A 10,991-nucleotide genomic window follows, 5' to 3' on the forward strand; every position below is an offset into this window, starting at 1 on the left:
CATTACTTATTGCCAGTGGCGTTCTTAAGGGCCATACGGGCGGTGATGCGCAGGCGCAGCAAGCGCCATAAAATCCAGACCAGCGTGGCTGTGGCAATGCTCGCCGTCAGGAGATAAGTATCGTTGTAAGCCAGAATGTTTGCCTCAAGCGTCGTCACCGTCTGAAGCTGAATAATGGCCTGGGTTCCCAACAGGGAACTGTCGCCAACCAGGCTTTTATACATCTGGGTGTAAAGCTGAATGCGTTCGTTCACCAGCGGGTTGAGGGTGGTGAGCTGGTCAGCCAGCAGGCTGGAATGGTACTTCTCGCGCCAGGTCTGGAAGGTACCAAGGATTGCAGAACCCAGCAGGCCACCAAGGTTCTGACTCATGCCAAACATTACGGAAAAGCTGACCAGATTGCGTGGTTCGGCGATCACCCCGCCAATGGCGGCCAGCATCGCAGGGGCGAGGAAGAAAGCGCTGCCGAAACCAAGCAGGAACTGGCTGAACATCAGCTGATCCGGCCGGGTCAGGTTGTTGGACTGGCTGTCCAGCAGCGAAGCAACAATCATCAGCGCCAGCGAGGTGATAATCGGCCAGGCCAGCTTAGTGGGTTTGATCGTCAGACAGCTGGTGACGATACCGCAGACGATTCCGGCGAAAATAGACCACGCCAGATGGGTCATCTGTTCATTCTGTAGGCCCGCATATTGCAGCCAGCCGATGACGCCGGTGTTCTGTTCCGCCAGTACGATGCGGATCAGCAGCATAATCAAACCCAGGCGTACGATGCTGCCGCTGGACAGCCAGCGGGTATTGAGCAGCGGGTTGGTGCGGTTATGTTCAAAGACGATTGCACAGACAATTAGCACCAGCGAGAGAGCCAACGCCCAGCCGATCCACGGTGTTTCAAACCACCATTCCAGACGCCCTAGCGACAGAACCGCGCACAACAGCGCCATACCGGGCGCAAGCAAAAAGAAGGTGATGAAATCTTTCTTCTCGAAAACTTTGCGTCGATCGCCCGGGGGCAGTTTCAGCACCATCACGCAGGCCAGTGAGATCAGGGCCAAACCCAGCTCGAAGAAGTACAGCCCACGCCACTCATCAAGCTGCAACAGCTCGGTGGAGAACAGCCGCGCCAGCGGTATCGCCAGCGACGAACCGGTAATGCCGATGGTCAGCGCCTTCAGTCGGTGCTTCGCGGGCCAGGCCTGTATCTGGTAATAAATGCCGAGCGAGCTGAGCGCGGCGGCGACCATCCCGTGTGCCGCCCGTACCATCAGCGCCGAGCTGAGATCGTTCACAAACAGGTGGAAAAAGGTGACCAGCACATACAGCACCAGGAAGCCTTCCGTAAACGCGCGCAAACCGTACTGCTGGCGAAACTTTACCAGCAGCAGGTTGATGGAGACGTTGGTCATGACATAGACGGCAGGCAGCCAGGCGATTTCAGTTGACCAGGCGCCGAAGGTGCCTTGCAGATTTTGCAGATTGGCGGTGACGACCGCGTTACCCAGCGCCCCGGTCAGACACACCAGCAGGCCGACCACGCCATAGGCGATCCGTTTCGACGTCGGATGTTCCGGGGTGGAAGGGGAACCCAGCAGAGCGGGTTTCTCGTGTGGCTGCCACTCGCGAGGAGCATAAGGATCGCGTTGGGGCAGGCGCATAACGGGGTTTACCTTTCAAAATGTTGAATTGTGAGCGGGCTAATGATTCTACGGCTGACGCAAATCATAATTCAAGTGAATACGAATATTGTATGTTAATCAAATGTAGAGGGAATGATGAAGAAAAAGTGCGGCTCGCGAACGGAGCCGCAATAATATTATCGCTGTTCCGGCTGCGCCTGAAGGTGGCGTTCACGGTTGATGCGGCTGGCACAAAAAATTGCAATGAGGGAGATAGCGACCGTCACGCCCAGATACCAGGCCACGGGTACCCAGTCGCCGTCGTATTTCGCCAGCAGTCCGGTAGCTATTAGCGGTGCCGTTCCGCCCGCCAGCGCGGCCCCAAGTTGATAACCCAGCGTGATACCGGTGTAGCGAACGTTGGCACTGAAAATTTCAGAGCAAAGCGTGCCGAGAACTGCCGTCACCGGTGCCCACAGTACGCCAAAAGCGATAACGGTCGCGAGCACAATTCCCCAGGTGGTACCGGTATTCAGCAGCATAAACCAGGGCACGATAAACAGGCCGAGCACGAAGACACTGACGGCGTACATACGCTGGCGGCCAACCCTGTCGGAGAGCAGCCCCATCAGCGGGATCATGATAGTGGCGACCAGTGCGCCAAGAGTTACTGCCTCCAGCGCCTGGGATTTCTGATAGGTCAGGGTGGTAGTGGCGTAGCTCACCACAAACGTGGAGAAAATATAGAACGGTGCTGTCTCCACAACCTTAAGCCCGGCGGCAATTAGCACTTCACGCCAGTGGTGTTTTATGGTGTCGCGCAGCGGAGCTTTCGCAACCTGGCCGGATTTTTTCACTTTCTGGAAATCAGGCGTTTCGTCAATATCTTTCCGAATCCAAAGCCCCAATATTACCAGCACGGAACTGAGCAGGAACGGAATGCGCCAGCCCCAGGAGAGAAAATCCTCTTCGCTGAACAGCGTCATTAGCGAGACGATAAATGTCGCCATCAACATGCCGATGGTAACGCCCGCCTGCGGAATACTGCCGAAGAAGCCTTTGCGTTTTTCTGGAGCATACTCATAAGCCAGCAGCAGCGCGCCACCCCATTCACCGCCGATACCCATCCCCTGAATAATACGCATCAGGATCAGCAACGCGGGCGCCCACATCCCGATCATGTCGTAGGTGGGCAGCAGGCCAATCATCACGGTTGCACCTCCCATCAATGAAAGGGTGAGGACAAGCGTTTTTTTGCGACCGATACGATCCCCGATATGTGCAAAGAGAACGCCGCCAATGGGGCGAATAAAAAAGGTCAACGAGAAGGAGAGATAGGAGAGGATCAGCCCGATTACCGGGTCGACCATCGGAAAGAATATCTTGTTAAACACCAGCGCGGCAGCGGTGCCATAGAGAAAATAATCAAACCATTCAATAGAACTTCCCGTACGACTGGCAATTAATACCTTTTTGTTTTTCCGCAATACCGTTGTCGTGCTCTCATGTTGTGTCATGACTCAAAACTCCGCCACGTGGATGATAATAGAGGTGTTACCTGGCGCGCTTCAGGTGCAACCTGTCGGTGTGTAATGGTTGTGAAATTGTTAAGCAACTTAGGGTTGGATGTTACGTTTGGCAAGTCAGCCAGAACTAAAACGGGTCAGATCACGATGGATTAAGCAGCAACTGGTGCTTTTTCAGCACGCTGTTGTGGCAGGATGTGTTGAAGGGCAGATAATCAAAAGCACAAACTCAGGGTGCAACCCAATTGTTTTTGGATGTTTCTGGTTATTTCATCAAAATGACAAATATGCAGCGTAATGAGCACCTCGGCTTTCAGAGTGATCTCCTTTTCACCCCCGTTGTGTGAAGTACTCTAAAGATTTATGCTGTAAGGAGGTAACGATGACAATGGCACTTTTCCCCTGTCTGCCTGGCACCACCCTCGACGCCGTGAATACCGTTGGGGCGTGGCTTGCTCAGGACGACTATCAGGACAACCAGCCCGTTGATCTGGTGATTCTGGCGGGTAACGCGGTGATCCCCGCGATTGATGCTGCCTGTAAAATCGCGGCTGAACAGGGGGTTCCTCTGATCATCAGCGGCGGGATCGGTCACTCGACGACCTTCCTCTACGCCGCGATAGCTAAGCACCCCCGCTATAACAAGATACCCACCACCGGGCGGGCTGAGGCGGCTATTCTGGCCGACATCGCCCGTGAATTCTGGAACATTCCGGCTGAGCATCTTCACGTTGAGGATCAGTCGACCAACTGTGGCGAAAACGCCCGCTTCAGCCGGGCGTTGATTAAACAGTCCGGACTGAACGCCGCCCGGGTGCTGGTCGTGCAGGACCCGACGATGCAGCGTCGCACAATGGCTACGTTTGCCCGCGTTTGCCGCGACGAGGCTGCATCGCCCGCATGGATGAGTCATCCCGGCCTGACGCCCGTGCTGCAAAACAGTGACGACGGTCTGGCGTTCAGCGGCCCGGTCGAGGGGTTATGGCCGGTAGAACGTTACCTGTCGCTGGTGCTGGGTGAATTTCCGCGACTCAGGGACGACATCAACGGCTACGGTCCGGCGGGACGTGATTTCATTGCCCATGTCGATATCCCTGCCGACGTGGACGCCGCGTGGCAGATCCTGCGAAACGACGTCATTCTCACCGACGCGCTGGTGAGCCGTTCTCTGCTGTAATGCTCTTGCCCGTTTGCGCCATCTTTTACGCAAACGGGCAGCCTTTGTTGCCGATTTGTGATTTTTGAAACGGGCTGACCCGTTTCTTTTATGAGATATCTCACAAAAACAGACTCATAGAGTAGGCAATTGCCCCGGTAATTATAGTTTTTAACATTAAGTTTACTTGTTAAAAACAGTGTGATTACAGGAGCAGGTTATGACAGTACCCGTACAACATCCTATGTATATTGATGGACAGTTTGTTGCCTGGCAGGGTGATGCCTGGATTGACGTGATCAATCCGGCCACGGAAGAGGTCATTTCCCGTATTCCCGACGGCACCGCCGAGGACGCCCGCAAGGCCATTGACGCGGCAGAGCGCGCGCAGGCTGGCTGGGAGGCGCTGCCTGCCATTGAACGCGCCAGCTGGCTACGCAAAATTTCCGCCGGGATCCGCGAGCGCGTCAGCGAAATCAGCGCGCTGATTGTGGCCGAAGGGGGCAAGATCCAGCAGCTGGCGGAAGTGGAAGTTAACTTTACCGCTGACTATATCGACTATATGGCCGAGTGGGCGCGCCGTTATGAAGGGGAAATCATTCAGAGCGACCGTCCGGGCGAGAATATTCTGGTGTTTAAGCGCGCCCTTGGCGTCACCACCGGCATTCTGCCGTGGAACTTTCCCTTCTTCCTGATTGCCCGTAAGCTCGCTCCTGCGCTAATCACCGGCAACACCATCGTTATCAAACCGAGCGAATTTACCCCAAACAACGCCATTGCGTTTGCCAAAATCGTCGACGAGATTGGCCTGCCGAAAGGCGTCTTCAACCTGGTGCTGGGCCGCGGTGAAACCGTCGGACAGGAGCTGGCCGGGAACCCGAAAGTGGCGATGGTCAGCATGACCGGCAGCGTCGGGGCGGGTGAAAAGATCATGGCTGCGGCTGCGAAAAACATCACCAAAGTGGGGCTGGAGCTGGGTGGTAAAGCCCCGGCCATCGTGATGGACGATGCCGACCTCGAGCTGGCCGTGAAGGCCATTGTGGATTCACGCGTCATCAATACCGGACAGGTGTGTAACTGCGCGGAACGTGTCTATGTTCAGAAGGGGATCTACGACCGCTTTGTGAATCGTCTGGGCGAGGCAATGAAAGCCGTCCAGTTTGGCAATCCGGCTGAGCGAACGGATATCGGCATGGGGCCGCTGATCAACGCCGCCGCGCTGGAGCGTGTGGAGCAGAAGGTGGCGCGCGCGGTGCAGGAAGGGGCTAAAGTGGTCCTTGGCGGTAAAGCGGCAGAGGGCAAAGGGTATTTTTATCCCCCAACGCTGCTGCTGGACGTACATCAGGACATGGCCATCATGCACGAAGAGACCTTTGGCCCGGTACTGCCGGTAGTGGCTTTCGACACCCTGGAAGAGGCCCTGAAAATGGCCAACGACAGCGACTACGGTTTAACCTCGTCTGTATATACGCAGGATCTGAATGTCGCCATGAAAGCCATTAAAGGGCTTAAGTTCGGCGAGACCTACATTAACCGTGAAAACTTTGAAGCGATGCAGGGCTTCCATGCGGGCTGGCGGAAATCCGGGATCGGCGGGGCGGATGGCAAACACGGGCTGAATGAGTATTTGCAGACGCAGGTAGTCTATTTGCAGTCGTAATCAGGAGCCCCCTCCATGCGAGATAATGTGTGCACGGAGCAGTTCCCTCGCCCCTTTGGGGAGAGGGTTAGGGTGAGGGGAACATACGGCTCTGGTGGTCATTCCGTTCACTTTAGGTTCCTTGCTACTCTGTAACAAAATGACCGGTGAACGTGCCAGGGTGGCTCAGTCGCCACCACCCTGGCGACCCGGGCTCCCGGCGGTAAATCGCCGCTTCGCGGTCCCTTCGGCTTATTCCTTCCGGCTTATCGGGGACGGGCGGAGGTAACATCCCTGTAAAGCCCGCCCTCTCGGCGCATCCCTGCGCCACGCCCCGGCCGGAAGGCAAACGCCTCAGCGATTTACAGCAGGACCTGGGCATCGCTGTAATCCCTCCGTTATTCTGAAGGCACGTTAATGCTTCTGATTTCAGATAACTGGGAATACTCGGCCCTCCGTAAAAGGGGGTTCACATTTTCAGGAAAGGTGGTTATGTTGGCGCGATAACTGTTATTTATCGGGAAACAACATGCGCACAAAATATACGGGTCTGCAAATCAGCATTCACTGGCTGGTTTTTCTGTTAGTTATTATGGCCTATTGCGCCATGGAATTCAGAGGTTGGTTCCCGCGAACCGATCGTCCGCTTATTAATATGATCCACGTTTCCTGCGGGATCAGCATCCTGGTGCTGATGGTGGCGCGCCTGCTTATCCGCCTGAAGTTCCCGGCTCCGCCCATTCAACCGAAACCAAAAGCGATGATCACCGGGCTGTCCCATCTGGGGCATCTGGTTATCTACCTGCTGTTTATTGCGCTGCCGCTGATCGGCATGGTGATGATGTATAACCGGGGAAATGACTGGTTTGCGTTTGGCCTGACGATGCCGCATGCGGCGGAGGGGAATTTTGACCTGGTGGATACGCTAAAAGCGTGGCACGTAACGCTGGCGAATCTGGGGTATTTTGTGATTGGTTTGCACGCCTTTGCCGCGCTGATGCATCACTATTTCTGGAAAGACAATACGCTGCTGCGCATGATGCCGAAAAAGCGTCAGTGACCGATAATGCCCTGCCAACCCGCAGGGCATTTTTTTTGCGGCTTATTGCAGTTGCGCGCGCTCCTGCGCCGTTAAGTCCAGTTCCTGAGTTGTACCCGTTTCTGAAGATTTTACCGCCGCTTCCAGCACCGCCATCACCGCCAGGGCTTCCACCGGATGGACCGGATTGTCAATCTTGCCGTTCAGGGCATCGCGCACGTTTATATAGTACTGCCGCTGGTCGCCTTTTGGCGCAGGGATAGCGCTGGCGTCACCCTGGGCATTAAACAGCACCATAGCGTCGCTGTCCTCCCCCCAGCTTTCGCTACCCGGAATGACGCCTGCCAGAAGCTGGGCTTCCTGCTGATCGATGCGCGCTTTCACCACGCTGGCCTTATCGCCGTGGACGGTAAAGCGGGCAACGCCGCCTGCCACCAGCATGCTGCAATGGAGGACCACTTTGTGTTCAGGATAGTTCAGCACCACGTGCGCCCAGTCGTTAATTTCCGCACCGTCACGCAGGGTGGCGATGTTGCCCTGTACCGACAGCGGCAGACCAAAAAGCTGTAGCGTCTGGTCAATCATGTGCGGGCCTAAGTCGAACCACAGGCCACTGCCGGGAACATTTTGCTCTCTCCAGCGCACGCGAACCTCCGGGCGGAAACGATCGATATGCGATTCAAAGTGTTTTACCTTGCCGATACTGCCTTGCTCAATCACCTGCTTAATGCCGAGAAAATCGCTGTCCCAGCGGCGGTTATGGAAGACAGAGAGCAGGCGTTGTTTTTCTTGCGCAAGCGCAATCAGATCTCGCGCTTCCTGCATATCCAGCGTAAATGGCTTATCCACCACTACGTGCTTGCCGGCGTTGAGCGCCAGGGTGGCCAGCGGCGCATGGGTCGCGTTAGGGGAGGCGATAACCACCAGGTCGATATCCGGGTGCTGAATAGCCTCTTCAGGGGTGGCAACAACGAGGACATTCGGCAGATCGCGTTTGACCTTTTCTTCATCCCGGGATGAGACCACCGCCAGCTTCAGGCCGTCGACGGACTGGATCAGCGGGGCATGAAACGTCTTACCCACAAAACCATACCCGATCAGCGCAATATTCATTGTCTTCACTTTATTCATGACCTTCTCCACGTTAATGCGCGCAAACGGTAACCTGCACGGCGCTATGGTCCCCGAGCTCTGCCCAGGGACGATCTAAAAACAGTTGATGAATCTGGGATAACCCTGAAACCAGATAAGGTTCGCACTGGTTGAGTTTAAGATGGTCGGCGACTACCCAGTGCGCCTGGCTTGCGGCCAGCATGGCACGCTTCACCTCGGCATCCGCCTCCTGACTGGCGCTCAATCCGAGCTCGGCATGAATGGCGCATGCGCCAAGGATGGCGATATCCGCCCGGTAGCGAGAGAGCAGCGAAAGGGTGGCGCTTCCGGCAAACAGGCGCTGTTTCTGATCCCACTTTCCACCAAGCAGGATCAGATCGATATCTTCCCGATCGCTAACCTGCTGGGCGATATCAAGAGAAGGGGTGATTATGGTCAGCGGTCCCTGCAGGAAAGAGGCTACGGCCAGAAGTGTGCTTCCGGCGTCCAGAAAAAGCGTCGAGCCCGCAGGTACGCACTGCGCAACCTGTTTACCCAGCCGCTGCTTGATTTCAGGCAGTAAGGTATTCCTGCTAACTCGGTTCATCGTCGAGAGATTCAGCGCGATGGCGCCGCCATGGTTTTTTTGCGCCAGTCCCTGTTTTTCCAGATCGGTCAGATCGCGACGGATGGTATCCGCCGAAACCTGCAACTTTTCTGCCAGCTCAGTGATGCTGGCCTGGCCTTGTTCAGTAATAATTTCAAGTACATATTTCTGTCTGGCGGTTTTATGCATGGGTGCAGTATCCTGCAAAATGTCGCAATACTATGCAGTTTACAGCATTTTACAGGAAAGGGAATCGTAACAGGAGGGGGATGTTGTCCAAAAACAGTTTGATAAGGTGAATATTGAATTAGCATTAATCAGTCATCAAAAACATGTATGTATCGTTTAGACCTGATGTTAACGCTATGTTTTACATAGAAATTTGGTTAAAGCTACCGAATAAGGAGTTCGAATAAGAATATAAAACCAGATTATAAATATAAATTGGTGCTTATATCTATTAGATATTCTTTTTAAAGTAAAATAATTTAATATTAATCAGCGAATGACTTAAATTGACAGTTCTTTGAAAATCTTTGTGTCTGATTCGCGATGAAATAAACGCAAAAATGTACATCAAGGTGTTTCAGAATTTTCCTTAAATTACAGAGGGTTTATATGTTTCAGCGTAAACGCATCTAATAGCCATTTGTCCAGAAACCCCATCTTTTTTCTTATTTGTAACACCGCATTAACACTACAGGTGTGGTCGCTCATATCACATTTTGTTATGCTGCGAATCAATAAATATTTAAGTAAATTCTTAAAAGAAAAAAAGAGATTGAACGGCTCTCATCTCAATTGAAATGGGTGTGGTCGACTATTGGCGGAATTTATCAAACAGGAGTGGGGCAAATAGGGTGAATTATTTGTACCTCTTCCTGGTAATTATTTAGCCATCACCTGAAGTCCGGGGGTATTATAAAGATGAAATGCAATAACAGGATGCTCAGATTATCTGCTTCCCTGACCTTAATTTCACTGATGGTGACTGCGGCTCATGCAACTAACGGTCTGGTAGGGATATCTCCCGTTGCGGCAATGACGATGAAAGAAAGTATTCTTTTCGCTCTTGACCGCGACCCGTCGGTGAGTCAGCAGGCTGCACAGCTGGGGATTGGCCAGGCACAAATAGACGAAGCGCGTAGTGGCTGGATGCCACAAATAGCCCTGAACGGGAGTACGGGTCACAGCCAGACCACCGATTCGAGCGGCTCGTTGCGAAATTCCGCAGCTTGGGGGCTGAGCCTGACGCAGCTTGTGTACGATTTTGGCAAGACCAATAACAGCATCAGCCAGTCTTCAGCTCAGCGTGACAGCTATCGCTACCAGCTGATGAGCACGATGTCTGCCGTCGCGGAAAAAACGGCCCTCAGCTATGTGGAAGTGAAACGCTACAGCGATCTGCTACAGGCGGCAACAGAGAACGTGCAGGCGCTTAAAAACGTTGAGCAGCTGGCAAAACTCCGCGCCGATGCAGGGGTAAGCTCCACCTCTGATGAGCTTCAGACCCGCACCCGTATTGCCGGAATGCAGGCGACGGTAGAGCAGTACAATGCGTCCCTGAACAGCGCCCGCGCGCGGCTGGCGGTATTGACTGGCATACAGACTGAACGCTATTCACCGGTTCCGGGAGGTCTGGCCGTGGAGTCGGATTCTCTCAATCGAATTGATTATTCACTGATCCCAACGGTGATGGCCGCGCAGAACATGGAGCGTTCAGCCCAGTACGGCGTAGAAACCGCGAAGTCACAGCACTGGCCAACCTTAAGCCTGAAAGGGGGCCGCACCCGGTACGAGTCTGATAATCGCGCGTACTGGGATGATCAGATCCAGCTCAATATTGATGCACCGCTTTATCAGGGCGGCGCGGTCTCGGCGCGCGTCCGTCAGGCCGAGGGCGCAAGGGCAATGGCATCGTCTCAGGTCGATCAGGCCCGTTTTGATGTCCTGCAAAAAGCCTCCGTCGCACAGGCCGACTGGACCGGGGCGCAAGGACGTATGGAGGCCGGAAAACGTCAGCTGGAAAATGCGTTGCGCGCCCGCGACGTCTACAAAAATGAATATACCCTGAGCAAGCGCAGCATTAACGATCTGCTCAGCGTGGAGCAGGATGTCTGGTCTGCCACCTCAGCGAAAATAATGGCTGAATACGATGGCTGGAGCGCGGCGATTAATTACGCCTCCGCGGTGGATAATCTCATGCCGCTTATCGGAATAGAGAAAAACGCTGCCGAGAAATTACCTGATTTGAGTTAAAAAAGGCGCGCCTTTCTGCGCGAAATAAGTCAGACAATAATGGGTGGTTTTTCCCAG

General features: G+C 54.1%; 8 protein-coding genes. 4 read left to right on the forward strand and 4 right to left on the reverse strand.

The features are described 5' to 3' along the window. Positions 1–2: 2 nt before the first annotated feature. Both ACQG2Q_RS11550 and ACQG2Q_RS11555 read right to left on the reverse strand, forming a co-directional pair. On the reverse strand, positions 3–1,655 hold the full coding sequence (locus tag ACQG2Q_RS11550; RefSeq protein ID WP_063849228.1) for an MFS transporter: 1,653 nt from the start codon (positions 1,653–1,655) through the stop codon (positions 3–5). Positions 1,656–1,813: 158 nt separating this feature from the next. Then, complete coding sequence (locus ACQG2Q_RS11555; RefSeq protein ID WP_426759165.1) at positions 1,814–3,133, reverse strand: MFS transporter; 1,320 nt, start codon at positions 3,131–3,133, stop codon at positions 1,814–1,816. A 391-nt stretch (positions 3,134–3,524) separates the two neighbouring features. On the opposite strand from ACQG2Q_RS11555, the gene ACQG2Q_RS11560 reads away from it, so the two are divergent. From ACQG2Q_RS11560 to cybB, 3 genes are all read left to right on the forward strand, one after another. Continuing rightward, a complete protein-coding gene (locus ACQG2Q_RS11560) occupies positions 3,525–4,319 on the forward strand; it encodes a YdcF family protein (RefSeq protein ID WP_426759166.1) in 795 nt (264 codons plus the stop codon). A 199-nt stretch (positions 4,320–4,518) separates the two neighbouring features. Then, complete coding sequence (aldA, locus tag ACQG2Q_RS11565) at positions 4,519–5,958, forward strand: aldehyde dehydrogenase (protein ID WP_022648058.1); 1,440 nt, start codon at positions 4,519–4,521, stop codon at positions 5,956–5,958. A 508-nt stretch (positions 5,959–6,466) separates the two neighbouring features. Beyond that, positions 6,467–6,997: a cytochrome b561 gene (gene cybB / locus ACQG2Q_RS11570; protein ID WP_023300059.1), complete on the forward strand. Its 531-nt coding sequence runs from the start codon at positions 6,467–6,469 to the stop codon at positions 6,995–6,997. A 42-nt stretch (positions 6,998–7,039) separates the two neighbouring features. Here the strand turns inward: cybB and ACQG2Q_RS11575 are convergent, their stop codons facing one another. Together ACQG2Q_RS11575 and ACQG2Q_RS11580 are read right to left on the reverse strand one after the other, a co-directional pair. Further along, entirely contained in the window at positions 7,040–8,107 is a 1,068-nt protein-coding gene (locus ACQG2Q_RS11575) for an oxidoreductase (protein ID WP_063849227.1), read from the reverse strand. A 13-nt stretch (positions 8,108–8,120) separates the two neighbouring features. Beyond that, positions 8,121–8,864, reverse strand: a complete 744-nt coding sequence (locus ACQG2Q_RS11580) for a DeoR/GlpR family DNA-binding transcription regulator (RefSeq protein WP_022648061.1) — start codon at positions 8,862–8,864, stop codon at positions 8,121–8,123. 738 nt (positions 8,865–9,602) lie between these two features. On the opposite strand from ACQG2Q_RS11580, the gene ACQG2Q_RS11585 reads away from it, so the two are divergent. Next, entirely contained in the window at positions 9,603–10,934 is a 1,332-nt protein-coding gene (locus ACQG2Q_RS11585) for a TolC family outer membrane protein (RefSeq protein ID WP_063849226.1), read from the forward strand. The last annotated feature ends 57 nt before the right edge of the window (positions 10,935–10,991 follow it).

This window comes from Enterobacter cloacae complex sp. 370H10 (assembly GCF_050031535.1).
Taxonomy (GTDB): Bacteria; Pseudomonadota; Gammaproteobacteria; order Enterobacterales; family Enterobacteriaceae; genus Enterobacter; species Enterobacter intestinihominis.